Source organism: Brevundimonas sp., assembly GCF_036659295.1.
In the GTDB taxonomy this organism is placed as follows: Bacteria; Pseudomonadota; Alphaproteobacteria; order Caulobacterales; family Caulobacteraceae; genus Brevundimonas.
Genome location: NZ_JAVXCU010000010.1, coordinates 36,092 through 52,456 on the forward strand (window position 1 = coordinate 36,092; position 16,365 = coordinate 52,456).

At 60.0% G+C, this 16,365-nt stretch carries 18 protein-coding genes; 13 read left to right on the top strand and 5 right to left on the bottom strand.

Annotation, left to right across the window (positions count from 1 at the left end; genetic code table 11):
* Positions 1-7: 7 nt before the first annotated feature.
* A complete protein-coding gene (locus RSB01_RS03700) occupies positions 8-475 on the top strand; it encodes a universal stress protein (RefSeq protein ID WP_332591346.1) in 468 nt (155 codons plus the stop codon).
* An 18-nt stretch (positions 476-493) separates the two neighbouring features.
* On the opposite strand, the gene RSB01_RS03705 is transcribed toward RSB01_RS03700, so the two are convergent.
* Positions 494-1,054 carry a NifU family protein gene (locus RSB01_RS03705; protein ID WP_332591347.1) on the bottom strand — a complete coding sequence of 187 codons (561 nt, stop codon included), beginning with the start codon at positions 1,052-1,054 and terminating at the stop codon, positions 494-496.
* A 105-nt stretch (positions 1,055-1,159) separates the two neighbouring features.
* On the opposite strand from RSB01_RS03705, the gene RSB01_RS03710 reads away from it, so the two are divergent.
* From RSB01_RS03710 to RSB01_RS03750, 9 genes are all read left to right on the top strand, one after another.
* Positions 1,160-1,744, top strand: coding sequence for a helix-turn-helix transcriptional regulator (locus RSB01_RS03710; RefSeq protein ID WP_332591348.1), 585 nt, complete (start codon positions 1,160-1,162; stop codon positions 1,742-1,744).
* Positions 1,745-1,809: 65 nt separating this feature from the next.
* On the top strand, positions 1,810-2,169 hold the full coding sequence (locus RSB01_RS03715; RefSeq protein ID WP_332591349.1) for a helix-turn-helix transcriptional regulator: 360 nt from the start codon (positions 1,810-1,812) through the stop codon (positions 2,167-2,169).
* Positions 2,170-2,190: 21 nt separating this feature from the next.
* Positions 2,191-2,883: a tRNA (adenosine(37)-N6)-threonylcarbamoyltransferase complex dimerization subunit type 1 TsaB gene (gene tsaB / locus RSB01_RS03720; RefSeq protein WP_332619431.1), complete on the top strand. Its 693-nt coding sequence runs from the start codon at positions 2,191-2,193 to the stop codon at positions 2,881-2,883.
* Positions 2,883-3,308, top strand: a complete 426-nt coding sequence (gene rimI / locus RSB01_RS03725; protein WP_332591351.1) for a ribosomal protein S18-alanine N-acetyltransferase — start codon at positions 2,883-2,885, stop codon at positions 3,306-3,308. The genes tsaB and rimI overlap by 1 nt, the downstream gene beginning before the upstream one ends.
* Positions 3,309-3,344: 36 nt before the next feature.
* Positions 3,345-3,818, top strand: a complete 474-nt coding sequence (locus RSB01_RS03730; protein ID WP_332619430.1) for a Fur family transcriptional regulator — start codon at positions 3,345-3,347, stop codon at positions 3,816-3,818.
* Between the two features lie 185 nt (positions 3,819-4,003).
* Positions 4,004-4,999 carry a PhoH family protein gene (locus RSB01_RS03735; RefSeq protein WP_332590847.1) on the top strand — a complete coding sequence of 332 codons (996 nt, stop codon included), beginning with the start codon at positions 4,004-4,006 and terminating at the stop codon, positions 4,997-4,999.
* Positions 4,996-5,442: an rRNA maturation RNase YbeY gene (gene ybeY, locus RSB01_RS03740; protein ID WP_332590848.1), complete on the top strand. Its 447-nt coding sequence runs from the start codon at positions 4,996-4,998 to the stop codon at positions 5,440-5,442. The genes RSB01_RS03735 and ybeY overlap by 4 nt, the downstream gene beginning before the upstream one ends.
* Positions 5,443-5,473: 31 nt before the next feature.
* Entirely contained in the window at positions 5,474-7,042 is a 1,569-nt protein-coding gene (lnt, locus tag RSB01_RS03745) for an apolipoprotein N-acyltransferase (protein WP_332590849.1), read from the top strand.
* A gap of 131 nt (positions 7,043-7,173) precedes the next feature.
* The gene (locus tag RSB01_RS03750) at positions 7,174-7,608 is read left to right on the top strand and encodes a helix-turn-helix transcriptional regulator (RefSeq protein ID WP_332590850.1); all 435 of its coding nucleotides are present in this window, start codon (positions 7,174-7,176) and stop codon (positions 7,606-7,608) included.
* 77 nt (positions 7,609-7,685) lie between these two features.
* Here RSB01_RS03750 and RSB01_RS03755 read toward each other — a convergent pair whose 3' ends face one another.
* A complete protein-coding gene (locus tag RSB01_RS03755) occupies positions 7,686-8,219 on the bottom strand; it encodes a carboxymuconolactone decarboxylase family protein (RefSeq protein WP_332590851.1) in 534 nt (177 codons plus the stop codon).
* A gap of 158 nt (positions 8,220-8,377) precedes the next feature.
* Positions 8,378-8,932: a peroxiredoxin gene (locus RSB01_RS03760; RefSeq protein WP_332590852.1), complete on the bottom strand. Its 555-nt coding sequence runs from the start codon at positions 8,930-8,932 to the stop codon at positions 8,378-8,380.
* A gap of 433 nt (positions 8,933-9,365) precedes the next feature.
* Between RSB01_RS03760 and katG the strand changes: the two genes are divergently transcribed.
* The 3 genes from katG to acnB all read left to right on the top strand — a co-directional run bounded on the left by katG (position 9,366) and on the right by acnB (position 15,263).
* Positions 9,366-11,543: a catalase/peroxidase HPI gene (gene katG, locus RSB01_RS03765; RefSeq protein WP_332590853.1), complete on the top strand. Its 2,178-nt coding sequence runs from the start codon at positions 9,366-9,368 to the stop codon at positions 11,541-11,543.
* Between the two features lie 93 nt (positions 11,544-11,636).
* On the top strand, positions 11,637-12,524 hold the full coding sequence (locus RSB01_RS03770) for a hydrogen peroxide-inducible genes activator (protein WP_332590854.1): 888 nt from the start codon (positions 11,637-11,639) through the stop codon (positions 12,522-12,524).
* Positions 12,525-12,668: 144 nt separating this feature from the next.
* Complete coding sequence (acnB, locus tag RSB01_RS03775) at positions 12,669-15,263, top strand: bifunctional aconitate hydratase 2/2-methylisocitrate dehydratase (RefSeq protein WP_332619428.1); 2,595 nt, start codon at positions 12,669-12,671, stop codon at positions 15,261-15,263.
* Positions 15,264-15,355: 92 nt separating this feature from the next.
* Here the strand turns inward: acnB and RSB01_RS03780 are convergent, their stop codons facing one another.
* Positions 15,356-16,126 carry a hypothetical protein gene (locus tag RSB01_RS03780; RefSeq protein ID WP_332619427.1) on the bottom strand — a complete coding sequence of 257 codons (771 nt, stop codon included), beginning with the start codon at positions 16,124-16,126 and terminating at the stop codon, positions 15,356-15,358.
* Positions 16,127-16,164: 38 nt separating this feature from the next.
* A partial coding sequence (locus RSB01_RS03785) for a transposase (RefSeq protein WP_332625083.1) occupies positions 16,165-16,365 on the bottom strand: 201 nt, incomplete at its 5' end.

Consider the following 16,365-nt stretch of genomic DNA (forward strand, 5'->3'; position numbering starts at 1 on the left):
CGACGGGTTGATCCGGAAATTTCTGGTCGTTGTAGACGATACACCCGAGATGAATGCGGCTCTGGGCTATGCCTCGCAGCGGGCGCGCTCTACCGGAGGGCGGGTGGTATTGTTGCGCGTGACGCCCGCAGCCACGGACGAGCACTGGTCGGGTGTGCGCGATGAAATCCGCCGTCAGAACCGCGAGGAGGCCGAGGCCTTGCTGGCGCGTCTCAGTGATGCGGTGATGGAGCGCTCGGGCCATGCGCCGGTGTTTCTGATTGCCGAGGGTGATCCGCTGGCGGCGATAAGACGCGCTGCCGCCGAAGACCCTGACATCAAGATACTGGTTCTGGCCGCGGCGTCCGGTTCACGCGGACCGGGGCCGCTGGTATCGGCGGTCTTGAAGCAGGGCGTAGGCGTCGAGGGGCGTAAACTGCCGGTGACAATCGTGCCTGCCGAAATGACGGACGCCGATATCGAGGATGTGGCCTAGGGGGTAGTCAGGCAGCTCCTAGAGGACCTGCTCGACCGCATTCACTTCGGGCACATAGTGGCGCAGCATCTGCTCGACACCCGATTTGAGGGTTGCCGACGATGACGGGCAACCCGAACAGGCCCCGCGCATACGCAGTTTCACAATGCCGGTGTCGTGGTCGAAACTGTCAAACAGGATGTCGCCACCATCCTGCGCCACGGCCGGGCGGATACGGCTGTCCAGCAGGGCTTTGATCTCGGCGACGATCTCGTCGTCCTGATCGTCGGCATGGCCTTCCGATACGGGCGCGTCACGGAACAGTTCTTGGTTGGCGACGAAGTGATCCATGATGACCGACAGGATCGGCGCCTTCATTTCCGACCAGTCGGGACCGCGAACATCGCGGGTCACCGACACATAGTCGGCACCGAACATCACGCCCTCGACCCCGGCCAGTTCGAACAGGGCTTCGGCCAGAGGCGAGGCGGCGGCCTCGTCGATCGTGCGATACTCGACAACTGCCAGCGGCGAGACATCGCGTCCCGGCAGGAATTTGAGCGTGTTCGGGTTCGGCGTGGGTTCGGTCTGGATGAACATGATTGCCAGATGCGGCTTCTCGGAGCGGACTTCAAGGGCTGCGGGCTCTTAATGTTTCACATGAAACCTCTCGTAACGCCGGTTTTTAGGTGTCAGTCTCGAACCATGAGCGAACACGAAGCAGCAATACGGATTGGCGAGGCTCTGGGCAGGTTGCGGCGCGAGCGTGGCTTGAGCCAGGCTGAGGCGGGGGCCCGTATCGGCATGACCAGTCAGGGCTGGAGCCTGTATGAAGCCGGACGTCGCGCGGGCCTGTTTCGTCCCGATATGCAAAAACGCCTGACCGCGGCACTGGATGCCACACCCGAAGACCTGATGCTGCTGGCCGAGGCAGCCCCCTCGCCTACCCCGCCCCCCGCAACTGACGGATCGGGGGTTCGGTCGTACGGGCGCGATTTCGAGCCTGCGCCATCGCGGACCATCCGGCGTGAACGCTATCGTCTGGATACGGACGATATGGGCCCTTGGGCGGATCTGGGCACGATCATAGAATATGAAAGAGGCCGACAGCCCAAACGCGGCGGCGGGGCGGTTGTGCAAATGCAGGATGGTCGTCTTCATCTGGGTCTGTGGCAGGGATCGGATGATCGGGGTGCTGTTCTGGCCAATGCTGCGGGCGCTGAAACGCAGTTTCCATGGCGCGATATTTCAGAGGTCTCGGCCGTCACCGCCCGCCTAGAGCCAGACTGAAACAAAAACGTTGTATCATACCTTGGGTTGTGCAACGTTTGTGTTGCAATCTTGAGGGGATGCGAATGTCACGCCAGTGCGGAGAGGTGGATCAGTGGGTCGGACGATCCGTGGCAGCGATCCGCCAGCAGAGAGGTCTGAGCCAGACGGCACTGGCCAAGGCGCTGGGCCTTAGTTTTCAGCAAATCCAGAAATACGAGGGCGGACAGAACCGTTTGTCGGCGGGGCGTCTATTTGAGCTGGCCACCGTACTAGAGTGCGAGATTGCCGACTTCTTTCCCCGACAGGCCCCTGATGAAGCGCCCTCGCCTGTCGGTGCCGTTCCCTTGGAGGGGCGCATACTGGTGCAAAATTTCGGACGCATACATGACAGGGCGGTGCGCCGCTCGGTGGCCCATATCGTACAGACTCTGGCGCAGACCTGACGGGGGCGCTAGGACAGGACCATGAAACTCATGGTCATTGATACGTCCCTCGGCACCTGTCTCGCTGGAAGCTTTCGCGTTGAGAGCGGTCACGTCGAGGGTCTTGGCATACGCCAACAGGACATGACCAAGGGCCATCAGGAACATCTGGGCGGTTTTGCCCGCGATGCATCGCGTGATGCAGGCGGCTTTGAAGGCGTCGAGCGTATCGGCGTGACTGTGGGGCCGGGCAGCTTTACCGGCCTGCGTGTGGGTTTGAGCTTTGCTCTGGGTTTGGGAGCTGCGCTGGATTGCGCGGTTGTCGGGATTTCGACGCTGGACGGACTGGCCGCTTCGGTACCCGCCGAGGGCTGGGTTGTCGCTGCCATCGATGCCCGTCGTGGTCAGGTCTATATGCGCGTGTTCAAGGACGGCGTGGCCGTGGACGAGGCACAGGCTCTGGCGATCCATGATGCGGCCGCCAAAATCCTTGAACTTGTTCCTGACTGCGATGTGGCTCTGGCCGGTTCGGGAATTGAGGTTTTGCTGGCCCATGAAACGCGGTTGGAAAAAGCCCGCCTCTATCCTCTGTCCGCGCCGAAGGCCGAGGCGCTGGCCCTGCTGACCGCGACACTGGATGCGCAGGGCCATCCGCCCAAGCCGCTCTATTTGCGCGCGCCCGACGCGACGCCGCCCACGCGCCTGCCGGGACAACCGCGCGCGGCCCCTGCCTAATGGACGGCCCTACCCTGTCGCCGGACCAGTTGGCGGCGATCCATGCCGAGGCTTTTGATGCGCCATGGGAAAAGGCCGCCTTTGCCCAATTGCTGGACAGCACTGGTGTTTCGGTGCTGGGCGACGAGCGCGGATTTATCCTGACGCGCACGGTGGCCGACGAGGCCGAGATACTGACCATTGGGGTGCGGCCCGCGTGCCGTCGTCAGGGTCTGGCGCGCCACTTGGTCGAGCAGGCCATCGTGGCCACCCGCATTCTGGGGGCCCAACGGATGTTTCTGGAAGTGGCCGAAAATAACCTTGCCGCTATAGGGCTTTATCGGGCGTGCGGCTTTGAGCAGGTCGGTTTGAGAAAGAACTATTACACGCGTACGGACGGAAGTTTGGAGCACGCGCTGGTGATGGTCCTGAACTTTCTTCAATAGCTTCCAAAAATCGCCAGTCCGACCTATCTTGCGCACATGGACCGGATAGAAAAACTTTGCGCCGATCGTGGCATGCGGATGACCGAACAACGTCGCGTGATTGCGCGTGTTCTTTCGAATGCCCTGGATCACCCCGATGTCGAGGAGCTGTACCGCCGCGCTTCGGCTATTGACCCGCATATTTCGATTGCCACGGTCTATCGTACTGTGCGCCTGTTCGAAGAAGCCGGCGTGGTCGAAAAGCACGATTTCGGTGATGGCCGCAGCCGCTATGAAGAAGCGGGCGATGACCACCACGACCATCTGATCGACACCAAGACCGGTGATGTGATCGAGTTTTTCGATGCTGAAATCGAGAATCTGAAAAACGAGATCGCCCGCAAGCTGGGCTATGAACTGGTGGGCCACAAGCTGGAGCTTTACGGCCACCGGATTCCGGGTGTGGAACCCAGCGAGCGTGAAGGTCTGATCTATCGTCGCGAGCGCGATGTGGCCAAGGATGAGGGCTAAGGCCCTATCCGCGCCATGGCGGGGTCTGTAGGGCGCTAGACGCCGGATTTGTCATCTCTGACACCGGCCACATGCGGCAGGCTGGACCCCGCAGGGCTTGGCCGGTTGCCATGTCTGCAACGGAAAAACTGATCCAATCGCGATGCAGGCCGTTAGGTATCGGTGATGGATCGAAAGGAAAAATGATGGCGCGCGAGTCCGAGTTTCTGTCCCTGAGCGACAAGGCGCTTCGTGCCGTCATCGGTTCGGGCAGCCGTCATATGGCGCTGATCGAAGATGCTTTCAAAGTCCTGATCGAGACCCCCGGTGGCGGTGTGTCGATCAATGGCGCATCGCGTGACCGTGCGCAGGCCAAGCGTGTGGTCGAAAACCTTGCCATTCTGGCCGATCGCGGCACCGAAGTGTCCGAGGCCGATATCCGTGCCGCACTGGGTCAGGCGGTAAAAATGCCGCGACCCGGTCAAGGGCGTACAGTGCCAGAAGCTGCGGCTCTGCCGGTGGGGCGTCGCGGGGCGATCGCGCCCAAGACCGCCTCGCAAGCCAAGTACCTGGAACTTCTGGGTCGCTGTGAGCTGACCTTCGGGGTTGGCCCTGCGGGGACTGGCAAGACGTTTCTGGCGGCGGCCTACGGGGCGTCATTGCTGAAGCGCGGTCAGGTGGACCGTCTGGTCATCACCCGTCCTGCCGTGGAGGCGGGCGAAAAGCTGGGCTTCCTGCCGGGCGATCTGAACGAGAAGGTCGACCCCTATCTGGCCCCGATCTGGGAAGCGCTGAACGAGATTTTGGGCGCGGACGATGTGGCACGCCGCCGCGAGAAGGGCGAGATCGAAGCGGCCCCTATCGCCTTCATGCGAGGCCGTACCCTCAGCCACGCCTTTGTTATTGTCGACGAGGCACAGAACACGTCGCGCATGCAGATGAAAATGGTCCTGACCCGTCTAGGCGAAGGGGCCAAGATGGTGGTCACGGGCGATCCCAGCCAGATCGATTTGATGAATCCGCGTGACAGCGGCCTTGCCCATGCCTTGCGTCTTCTGAACGGGGTCGAGGGCGTGGGTATCCACCAGTTCAAGGCCGAGGACGTGGTGCGCCATGCCCTCGTCGAGCGCATTGTACGGGCCTATGACGGTGATGCGGCACGCAACCGTCCGTTTAACGAGTTGGAGCCTGAAGAGGCATGATCGAGATCGAGATCGAAGCCGAGGGCTGGAACACAGTACTTGCTGACGTAGAGGCGGTGGTGGACGCCGCTGCCACCAAGGCACAGGGCTCGGTCGAGGGCGATGTGGTGGTGCTGCTGGCCGATGATGCGGCCGTTCAGGACCTGAATGCGCGTTTTCGCGACAAGGATCGCCCCACCAATGTGTTGTCGTTTCCGGCGGCCGAAAGCGCCTTCCCGCACCTCGGTGATGTGGTGCTGGGGCTGGAATACTGCGTCGAGGAAGCCAAGGCACAGGGCAAGACCCTGAAAGATCACCTGTCGCATCTGGTGGTTCATGGGGTGTTGCACCTTCTGGGGCGCGACCATGTCGAGGACGAAGAGGCCGAACAGATGGAAGCCGAGGAGCGCGAGATTCTCGCCAGTCTTGGCATAGCCGACCCCTATGCGGGCGAGCGGGGCTAAGCACAGGATGATGCGGGTGTGGGACAGGTCATTGGATAATCGCTGGGGCCGCATCGGTCTGGCACTGGCGGCGGGCCTTCTGGCAGGTCTGGCGCATCCTCCGTTCAATATCTGGATCGGCCTGCTCGGCTATCCGGTGCTGATGCTGCTGGCAGAACGCTCAAGGCGCGTGCGCGGTGGCTTCTGGATGGGCTGGCTGTTCGGCTTTGCCTATTTCCTTATCGGTTGCTGGTGGGTGGCCGAGGCCTTCCTCGTTAATCCGGCGCAGGCGTGGATGGCCCCGTTTGCCGCCAGCCTATTGCCCGCAGGGATTGGCCTGTTTGTGGGCGGGGCGACGGCGCTCTATCGCGCGCTAAAGCCTCGCGGGGCTGCCCGCATCCTGTTGTTTGTGGCCTGTTTCAGCGGCTTTGAATGGCTGCGTGGCCATGTGCTGACGGGCTTTCCGTGGAACCCTGTGGGGGCCAGCTGGATGGCCGGGTCGGCTCCATCGCAATTTGCATCTGTAACGGGTGTCTATGGTCTGGGGCTGGTGACGCTGCTGGCGGCCTGTTGCTTTGGCCCGCTGATGCTGGCGGCCAAGGATCGCAAGGCGTGGATGGTGGCCGGATGTGGCGTGGCGCTTCTGGCGGCCCTGTTCGGCTTTGGCAGCTATCGGCTGGCCACCACCCAGATTCAGCCTTCAAACACGATGGTTCGTATTGTGCAGGCCAATGTCGCGCAGGAGAACAAGTGGTCCGAGGACTATTATAACGACATCCTGCAACGCTATCTGGCGCTGACGGCCCAGGCTTCGGCGCGCACGCCCGATGTGGTGATCTGGCCCGAAAGCGCCCTGCCCGATCTGGCCAATAATGTCTTTGCTCGCGAGGATGCGCGCGCCATTGCAGCCTCCTTGAAACAAGGACAGGTCCTGCTGGCGGGGCTGAGCCGCGCCGATGTCGTACCGGGTCAGGACGTCCAGTATTTCAACTCGCTGTTTGCTCTGACAGCTCTGGGGAGCGAGGGGCTGCGGATCGACGCCATCTATGACAAGCACCGGCTGGTGCCGTTTGGCGAATATCTGCCTCTGGGAGATCTTATGGGGTCGATCGGTGTGCGCTCTCTGGTCCAGATGCCCGCAGACCTTTCGGCAGGGCCAAGTCCCGCGCCGATGTCGATCCCGGGCTTGCCGCAGGTTCAGCCTCTGGTTTGTTACGAGAGCCTGTTCCCCGGCTTTACCGCTGGCGGGCCGACTACGCGTCCGGCATGGATCGCCAATGTGTCCAATGATGCATGGTTCGGCCAGACATCCGGCCCCTTACAGCATCTGAATCTGGCCTCTTATCGTGCGATCGAGACCGGCCTTCCGATGGCGCGGGCAACCCCCACCGGTGTCAGTGCGATGATTGACCCTCTGGGACGTGTCGTCGCGGGCAGCCGGATCGGCAGCGGCGAGGCCAAAGCTGTAGATGTATGGCTTTCAAAACCACTGGCTGTGACGCCTTTTGGTATGTGGGGCCAAATTCCGTACTGGATTCTGATGGCTACGCTAAGTCTTGCCTATATTTTCACGGGCGGGGGTATTTGGCGTCAACGCCAAGTCAAAGGCGCGGGAATGTAAGAAGACGTTCCCGCTTACCTTGCAAAGGGTTCGAAAAGCGTCGCAAACTAGGCAAGTTTGTCAAATTTGGAGTGACATTATCTGCGATGCACAGCATGTGTTAAGCTCCACAGTATTGAGAGAGTTGCTGCATGGTCAAAGGCGCGGGGGAGAGCGGGCCGCATCCAGTAGATCGCCATGTCGGTCGAAAGGTATGCGAAAAACGGATTGCTCTGGGATATAATCAGAGTGATCTGGGGCGTGCTTTGGGGCTGACATTTCAGCAGATCCAAAAATACGAAAAGGGTGCCAACCGTATTTCGGCATCCAAGCTCTGGGACATTGCGCGCTTTTTCAGCGTCGATGTGAGCTATTTCTTTGATGGACTGGCGGCACGTCAGGGCATGGCCGAGGAGGGCGCAGAAGCCTTCGTCCATGATTTCCCGATGACACGCCAAAGCATCGAGATCAGCCAACTGGCCCCACGTCTCAATCCGCGCCAGCAGAAACTGGTTCTGGAAATGATGCGCGAGATGGTGGCGACCAGCGAAGGTTCAGAGCCGGCACTTCAGGCCAACCGGGCCTAAACCGCTCGGGCCTAACAGAAAAGGGGTCGGCTCCGACAGGAACCGACCCCTTTCTTTTGGCCGTAAAAGGCCTTGTCTTATTCGGCAGCGGCGATGGCCGAGCCGACAACGCGGCTGGCGGCGTGAACCACGGCACCGATACGCAGGGCGGCTTGCACCTGAACATTGCTCATGCCGTGCTTGCGCAGCTCGGCTTCGTGGGCATCCAGGCAGGCACCACAGCCATTAATGGCAGATACCGCGGTCGCCCACAGTTCGAAGTCCAGCTTGTCGACACCCGGATTGGCCAGCACGTTCATGCGCAGCTTGGCCGGCAGGGTGGTGTATTCCGGGTTCTTCACCAGATGCAGCGAGCGGTAATAGATATTGGTCATGCCCATGATGGCCGCAGCCGCCTTGGCCGCGTTCATGGCTTCGGGGGTCAGGACCGTAGCGGCCTGCGCCTCGATCAGCTTGACCACTTGCGGCACGCCGATGGCGTGGGCCGAAGCGAGGTAGCAACCCCATTTCTGCTGGTCGGTCAGAATGGTCTCATTGGCCAGCGAGGACAGGTTCAGAGAGATGTCCTTGGCATAGGACGGGATCAGGTCACGTAGGGCGTCGAGGGACATGGGAAGGACTCCGTGAAGAAAAGAACGTCTGGAACACTCAGCCAGCAAGATAACAAAAAGGCGGCGACAGTCACCCGCCGCCGCCTCTCTGAAGGATCCTGCCGTTACCGGCAGGTAGACCCGACCATACTCATGCGGCCGGTAATCCTGTTCTGGCCTTAGGCCGCCAGGGTGTCGCCGCCAACCGGACGGTTGCAAGCGCACAGTTCGTCGGTTTGCAGGGCGTCAACAACGCGCAGGGTGTCTTCCGGCGAACGGCCGACGTTCAGGTTGGTGACATAGACGTGTTGCACGACGTTGTGCGGGTCAACCACGAAGGTTGCGCGCAGGGCGACGCCGTTTTCTTCGTCCAGGATGCCCAGTTCGCGAGCGAACTTGCCACCGCAGTCAGCGAACTGCCAGATCGGCAGCTTGTCCAGATCGGCGTGATCACGGCGCCAGGCCAGCTTGGTGAACTCGTTGTCGGTCGAACCGCCCAGAACCACGGTGTCGCGGTCTTCGAATTCACGGCCCAGCTTGGCGAAGGCCGCGATTTCGGTCGGGCAAACGAAGGTGAAGTCCTTCGGGTAGAAGAAGATGACCTTCCACTTACCTTCGAACGAGTCTTGGTTCAGGGCTTCGAAAGCCGAGACACCGTTTTCTTCGTGGCTGTTGAAGCCCGGCTTAACGCCAGTGATTTTGAAATCGGGAAGTTTTTGACCGACGCCCAACATAGCTGGAACTCCATACGTAAAAAGAATGTGAGGTGAAGCGCGCCGCAACCGGCATGCTCACAGGCCCCTCAGATGGCCTTTCGCAGTCGCGAAGTCAAATCAATGATTTTGCTTCTAACTATAAAACTAGCTTATATATTAAAAACAACATTCTGAATGGGGCCTTTGGCGCATCGAGGCGTTGTGCACCATGCGTAGTTTTGCATTGCAGCGTTAGTGCATAGATTTTTCTACTAGTTGTGAACGATTTAATCGATTTTGCTTTCTTGAAACCTGTGCCTAGGGTCACATCATCGATCAAGCCAGAGGCGTTCGGTCCAGGATCTGATCTCGAGCAGGGCGGGCGGCACTTACCGTCGGCATCCTGCGCGGACAGCGGACCACAACACCTGTGACGGGTCACCAACCGCGTATTTCAGATAGGGCTTCATGAATGACTCAAGGCGATAAATCCGCAGGTAAATGCCCTGTGATGCATGGCGCGGCGACCAAGGCGACGACCGCCGCCCAGGTGTTCTGGCCCAATGCACTGAACCTCGACATCCTGTCCCAGCACGACACCAAGACCAATCCGCTGGGCGCGAATTTCAACTATCGCGAGGAAGTCAAAAAGCTGGACGTTGAAGCCCTCAAGGCCGACCTGCGGGCGCTGATGACTACCAGTCAGGATTGGTGGCCGGCGGACTGGGGATCCTATGTCGGCATGATGGCGCGTGTGTCGTGGCACGCTGCCGGTTCATACCGCAACACCGATGGCCGTGGCGGTAACGGCACCGGCAACCAGCGCTTTGCACCGCTGAACTCGTGGCCGGACAACGTCAATACCGACAAGGGCCGCCGTCTGTTGTGGCCGATCAAGAAGAAATACGGCAACAAGCTCTCATGGGCCGACCTGATCTCCTATGCGGGGACGATTGCCTATGACGTGGCGGGCCTGAAGACCTTTGGCTTCTCGTTTGGCCGCGAGGACATCTGGCATCCGGAAAAAGACATCTATTGGGGCGACGAGCAGCAATGGCTGGCACCGTCCGACGAGCGTTATGTCGATGTGAAGGACGCCAAGTCGCTGGAGAACCCGCTGGCCGCTGTCCAGATGGGCCTGATCTATGTGAACCCCGAGGGCGTCAACGGTAAGTCCGATCCGTTGGCCACGGCGGCCATGATGCGTGAAACCTTTGCTCGCATGGGTATGGATGACGAGGAAACCGTTGCCCTGACCGCCGGTGGACACACCATCGGCAAGTCGCACGGCAATGGTGATGCCTCGAACCTCAGCCCCGATCCCGAAAATGCCGATCCCGAAGCGCAAGGCATGGGCTGGTTCAACACCAAGGGCCGCGGCATTGGTCGTGACACTGTGGTTTCGGGCATTGAAGGCGCGTGGACCACGCATCCGACGGTCTGGGACAACGGCTTCTTCGAAATGCTGTTCAAGCACGAATGGACGCTGACCCACAGTCCGGCGGGGGCTTCGCAATGGGCACCGATCACTATTGCCGAGCAGGACAAGCCGGTTGATGTCGAAGACCCGTCGATCCGGACCATCCCGATGATGACAGACGCCGATATGGCGCTGAAGGTTGATCCGATCTACCGCGAAATCTCGCAGCGTTTCATGAACGATTTTGCGGGCTTCTCGGAGACCTTTGCCCGTGCATGGTTCAAGCTGACGCACCGCGATATGGGGCCAAAGTCGCGTTATATCGGTCCCGATGCGCCGCAAGAGGATATGGTCTGGCAGGACCCTGTTCCGGCCGGCAATAGCGCCTATGACGTCTCGGCTGTGAAGGCCTCGATTGCCGCGTCCGGTCTGTCGGATACCGACCTGATCAACACGGCATGGGACAGCGCCCGCACCTATCGTGGTTCTGACATGCGTGGCGGTGCCAATGGTGCCCGTATCCGTCTGGCTCCGCAAAAAAACTGGGCCGCCAACGAGCCGGATCGTCTGGCCCGTGTGCTGTCGGCTCTGGAAGGGATTGCGGCGGCAACCGGTGCCAGCGTGGCGGATGTGATCGTTCTGGGTGGCAATGTCGGTCTGGAGAATGCGATCAAGGCCGGTGGTTTCAATGTGGCGGTACCGTTTGCGGCCGGTCGCGGCGATGCTACGCCTGAGCAAACCGATGCGGCATCGTTCGATGTGTTGGAGCCGAAGCATGATGGCTTCCGCAACTATCTGGGCCAGTTCTCGGAGATCGTCATGCCGGAAGAAATGCTTCTGGACCGCGCCCAGCTTCTGGGTCTGACAGCGGTCGAGATGACGGTTCTGGTCGGCGGTATGCGCGTACTGGGCACCAATTTCGGTGGTGACAAGGCGGGTCAGTTCACAAGCCGCCTCGGCGCGCTGACGAACGACTTCTTCGTGACGCTGACCGACATGGCCTATGCGTGGGTTCCGACCGGCAAGAACAGCTATGACATCCGCGAGCGGGCCTCGGGTCAAACCAAGTACACCGCCTCGCGCGTTGATCTGGTGTTTGGTTCCAACTCGATCCTGCGTTCCTATGCCGAGGTCTATGCGCAGGACGACAACAAGGAGAAGTTCGTTCGGGACTTCGTTGCCGTCTGGACCAAGGTGATGAACGCAGATCGCTTTGATCTGAAAGCCTAAAGGCAGGACAGGGGCTTCTTCTGATGAAGGGGCCCCTTCCTTTTTATCATAATGAATTTTGATCTTAGGCCGATGAAACCCTATGTCGGCTCTATGCTCCCATCCCTGCGACAGCTCCAGTATCTCAAGCTCCTTGCCGAGCATGGCTCGTTTAGCCGTGCCGCAGAGGCCGCCCATGTCAGCCAGCCGGCTCTGTCGTCCGGGGTTCAGGAGTTAGAGCGCATACTGGGGGCCCCTGTGGTCGAGCGCACGCGCGGCGCCGTCCTTTTGACGGCTGTCGGGGCCGAGGCGGTCAAGCGCGCCGAGGATGTACTGGCGCGCACCGAGGATCTGGTCGAGGCGGCACGCAATGCAGGCAAGCCCCTGTCAGGCCGTTTCCGTCTAGGGGTCATCCCGACGGTTGCGCCCTATCTGTTGCCGCAGAAGCTGGGCAGCCTGCGCGAGCAGCACCCTGCCCTGCGCCTGTATATCCGCGAGGATTTGACGCCCAAGCTGATTGCAGGCCTGAAGGCTGGACAGCTGGACGCGGCGGTAATCGCCTTGCCCTATGACGCGCCGGGTATCGACCACGCCCATATTGCCGATGACGAGATCGTGGCGGCGGCTCCCAAAGGCCACCCGCTGGCCGGAACAGGCCCGATCCCGCAAGGCATGCTGAAATCCGAAGACCTGATCCTGCTGGAAGACGGCCACTGCCTGCGCGATCAGGCACTGGCCGCGATCAATATCGAGGCCCCGCGCGGTGACGATGTGTTTGCCGCCACCACCCTGCCGACACTGGTACAGATGGTGTCGTCGGGACTGGGGGTCAGTTTCCTGCCGCAGATGGCGGTGAATGCGGGCCTTGCCGACAATCCGGGCGTTGTGGTGCGCCCGATCTCCGAAAATGGCCCCCATCGCGAGATCGTGGTGGCATGGCGTTCCGGTTCCAGCCGCGCCGCAGAGGCCCGCCTTCTGGCCGAGGCCCTGAAACTGGACTGAGCGGGTCAAGACTTACGTCTGAGATCACAGGTGCAGGCACGGCCCTTCTATTGCGACCCTATTCTTTATGTGGGAAAGGCCTCGCATATTTATTTGGCGGCCCTCCTCACACGCCGCCGGGGATTTAGAAACGGGTCATCACTGATGCTGCAAAACTATCGTGAACACGTTGCCGAACGCGCTGCTCTGGGTATTCCGCCCCTGCCGCTGTCGGCCCAGCAAACCGCCGAGCTGATCGAACTGATCAAGGCTCCGGGCGTAGAGGCTTCGTCCGAAGAACTGCTGGACCTGCTGACCTATCGTGTGCCGCCGGGCGTGGACGATGCGGCCAAGGTCAAGGCGTCGTTCCTGTCGGCTGTGGCGCATGGTGACTTTGCTGTCCCGTCGCTGTCGCGCGAACGTGCGACCGAGCTTCTGGGCACCATGGTCGGCGGTTACAACGTCAAGCCGCTGATCGACCTGCTGAACGACGAAGCGGTCGGTAAGGTCGCTGCCGAAGGTCTGAAGAAGACCCTGCTGATGTTCGACTTCTTCCACGACGTTGCCGAGCTGGCCAAGTCGGGCAAGCAGCCGGGCGCAGCCAATGCGCAGGGCGTGCTGGAATCGTGGGCCGCTGCCGAGTGGTTCACCTCGCGCGACAAGGTTGCCGACAAGATCACCGTCACCGTCTTCAAGGTCACCGGCGAAACCAATACGGACGACCTGTCGCCGGCACCGGATGCCTGGTCGCGTCCGGATATCCCGCTGCACTATCTGGCCATGCTGAAAAACGCCCGCGAAGGCATCACGCCCGAGCAGGACGGCGTGCGCGGCCCGATGCAGTTCATCGAAGACCTGAAGGCCAAGGGCCATCTGGTTGCCTATGTCGGTGACGTTGTCGGCACCGGCTCTTCGCGTAAGTCGGCCACCAACTCGGTGATCTGGGCGACCGGCCAAGACATCCCGTTCGTGCCGAACAAGCGTTTCGGCGGCGTGACCTTGGGCGGCAAGATCGCTCCAATCTTCTTCAACACCCAAGAAGATTCTGGCGCCCTGCCGATCGAAGTCGACGTTACCAGCCTGAACATGGGCGATGTCATCGACATCTATCCGTACGAAGGCAAGATCACCAAGGACGGCGAAACCGTCTCGACCTTCGAACTGAAGTCGCAGGTCCTGCTGGACGAAGTTCAAGCCGGTGGCCGTATCAACCTGATCATCGGTCGCTCCTTGACCGCCCGCGCTCGTGAAGCGCTGGGTCTGGCCCCGTCGACCGAGTTCCGCCTGCCGGTCACGCCGCAAGACACCGGCAAGGGCTATACCGTCGCTCAGAAGATGGTTGGCCGCGCCTGCGGTATGCCCGAAGGCACCGGCATCCGTCCGGGCACCTATTGCGAACCGCGCATGACCACGGTCGGCTCGCAAGACACCACCGGTCCGATGACCCGCGACGAGCTGAAAGATCTCGCCTGCCTCGGCTTCTCGGCTGACATGGTGATGCAGTCCTTCTGCCACACCGCCGCCTATCCGAAGCCGGTTGACGTCAAGACGCACCGCGAACTGCCGAACTTCATCTCGAACCGTGGCGGCGTTGCCTTACGTCCGGGCGACGGCGTGATCCACTCGTGGCTGAACCGCCTGCTGTTGCCGGACACTGTCGGCACCGGCGGCGACAGCCACACCCGCTTCCCTATCGGTATCTCGTTCCCCGCTGGCTCGGGTCTGGTGGCCTTTGGTGCAGCCACCGGCGTCATGCCGCTGGATATGCCGGAATCGATCCTTGTGCGCTTCAAGGGCGAAATGCAGCCGGGTATCACCCTGCGCGATCTGGTTCACGCCATCCCTTACTACGCCATCAAGTCGGGTCTGCTGACCGTGGCCAAGGCGGGCAAGATCAACGCCTTCTCGGGCCGCATCCTTGAAATCGAGGGCCTACCGAACCTGAAGGTCGAACAAGCGTTCGAACTGACAGACGCCTCGGCCGAGCGTTCGGCTGCCGGTTGCACCGTCAAGCTGAACAAAGAGCCGATCATCGAGTACATGACCTCGAATATCGTGCTGATGAAGAACATGATCGCCGACGGCTATCAGGATGCCCGCACCCTGCAGCGCCGTATCGACGCCATGGAAGCCTGGCTGGCCAATCCGAACCTGCTCGAAGCCGATGCCGACGCCGAATATGCGCACGTCATCGAAATCGATCTGGCCGAGATCAACGAACCGATCCTGTGCGCCCCGAACGATCCGGACGATGCCCGCCTGCTGTCGGACGTGCAGAACACCCCGATCGATGAAGTCTTCATCGGTTCGTGCATGACCAATATCGGCCACTTCCGCGCAGCCTCGCTGCTGCTGAAGGGCAAGAAGGACATCCCGACCCGTCTGTGGGTTGCCCCGCCGACCAAGATGGACGCCTCGGAACTGACCAAGGAAGGTCACTACTCGACCCTCGGCGGTGCCGGTGCCCGTATGGAAATGCCGGGCTGCTCGCTGTGCATGGGTAACCAGGCACAGGTGAAGGAAGGCGCGACCGTGGTTTCGACCTCGACCCGCAACTTCCCCAACCGTCTGGGCAAGGGCTCGAATGTCTATCTGTCGTCTGCCGAACTGGCGGCTGTGGCTTCCAAGATCGGCCGCCTGCCGACCGTGGCCGAATACATGGCCGAAATGGGCGTCATCAACGAGAACGCTGATGAAGTGTACCGCTACATGAACTTCGACCAGATCGAAGAATATGCGGACCGTGTGGCGGTTGAGTAAGCTAAGGCTCAACGCGGCTAGTGTTGAAATGAAGAAGCCCCCTCGGAGTGATCCGAGGGGGCTTTTTTTAAAGTTCTCACGAGTCCCATTAATTACGGGGTATAGCTATCAATTTCTTTACCGAGATATGCTTGTCGTGGATCGTTAGGTTTCTGAGGGAAGGCACGAGTAAGCACTCCTTGTTCAGCCATTGGACTTAGGTGTGACTGACGAAGATATGTTTCTTCACGTTCTAATAACTCTGCAAGCACCTTCAAAGTCAGGTATCGTCCAGAACAAAGCTTCGATATTACGCTTCGCATGCGCGCCTGTGGCACTTTGCCAGCACCGCCTAGCTCACCAGCTATTTGAGATAATTCGGTCAGTAGCGCAGCATCTATCTCGTTGAGATTATGGATAATGGGGTGATCTAGGCCCTCTATCGTACGTCCTTGTCTTTGGGTTTGTGCCAAACCTTCGGAGTTATCGTTAGCGAGGTCCGTTGGTAATGGTACTAGCTCCGATGGTTGGGTTGGGAGCTCCAATGGTTTGGAGGTAAAGCTCCCATGGTTAGGGGTTCTAGTGTCGCTATCCGTAGAAAAAGCGGTATCAGGGTCCGGTAGATTGACCCAAGGAAGGCGATAGTTCGTGCCTCGGCCGTTCCCGCTTTTGATTAGAAAATTGTTTTGGACAAGATTTTGGAGCATCCGAGTAAGATCAGTTGCATGCAGGTCGCAAAGCGACATTACCCTAGAATGTGAAACTGTTATTTCTAAAGCTGCAGTGGCAAGTATTATTCTTTCTTCCGGCTGCAGGGTGTCGAAGCTGTTTCCGAAAGATTTCCTTAAATTTTCAACTGTTTCTGCAGGAAGTAGATCTTCCATTCGTAATTCTAGTAAAGTTTGCTCGCTAGGCTCAGGACTCATAGCCAAAAGAGCACTGTAGCGGCGAGGGCTATGGCGGAGAGGAAGACGTTCGGGCACCGATCATAACGCGTGGCAACGCGTCGCCAGTCTTTCAGACGACCGAACATGATTTCGATGCGGTTGCGTCGTTTGTATCTGCGCATGTCATACCGGATGGGCTCGGTGCGGGTTTTACGTCCGGGGATGCAAGGTGTGAT

Coding starts and splice junctions, on each gene's coding strand:
- RSB01_RS03705 (WP_332591347.1), bottom strand. CDS start 1,054: ATGTTCATCCAGACCGAACCCACGCCGAACCCGAACACGCTCAAATTC.
- RSB01_RS03710 (WP_332591348.1), top strand. CDS start 1,160: ATGAGCGAACACGAAGCAGCAATACGGATTGGCGAGGCTCTGGGCAGG.
- RSB01_RS03715 (WP_332591349.1), top strand. CDS start 1,810: ATGTCACGCCAGTGCGGAGAGGTGGATCAGTGGGTCGGACGATCCGTG.
- tsaB (WP_332619431.1), top strand. CDS start 2,191: ATGAAACTCATGGTCATTGATACGTCCCTCGGCACCTGTCTCGCTGGA.
- rimI (WP_332591351.1), top strand. CDS start 2,883: ATGGACGGCCCTACCCTGTCGCCGGACCAGTTGGCGGCGATCCATGCC.
- RSB01_RS03730 (WP_332619430.1), top strand. CDS start 3,345: ATGGACCGGATAGAAAAACTTTGCGCCGATCGTGGCATGCGGATGACC.
- RSB01_RS03735 (WP_332590847.1), top strand. CDS start 4,004: ATGGCGCGCGAGTCCGAGTTTCTGTCCCTGAGCGACAAGGCGCTTCGT.
- ybeY (WP_332590848.1), top strand. CDS start 4,996: ATGATCGAGATCGAGATCGAAGCCGAGGGCTGGAACACAGTACTTGCT.
- RSB01_RS03750 (WP_332590850.1), top strand. CDS start 7,174: ATGGTCAAAGGCGCGGGGGAGAGCGGGCCGCATCCAGTAGATCGCCAT.
- RSB01_RS03755 (WP_332590851.1), bottom strand. CDS start 8,219: ATGTCCCTCGACGCCCTACGTGACCTGATCCCGTCCTATGCCAAGGAC.
- RSB01_RS03760 (WP_332590852.1), bottom strand. CDS start 8,932: ATGTTGGGCGTCGGTCAAAAACTTCCCGATTTCAAAATCACTGGCGTT.
- katG (WP_332590853.1), top strand. CDS start 9,366: ATGACTCAAGGCGATAAATCCGCAGGTAAATGCCCTGTGATGCATGGC.
- RSB01_RS03770 (WP_332590854.1), top strand. CDS start 11,637: ATGCTCCCATCCCTGCGACAGCTCCAGTATCTCAAGCTCCTTGCCGAG.
- acnB (WP_332619428.1), top strand. CDS start 12,669: ATGCTGCAAAACTATCGTGAACACGTTGCCGAACGCGCTGCTCTGGGT.
- RSB01_RS03780 (WP_332619427.1), bottom strand. CDS start 16,126: ATGGAAGATCTACTTCCTGCAGAAACAGTTGAAAATTTAAGGAAATCT.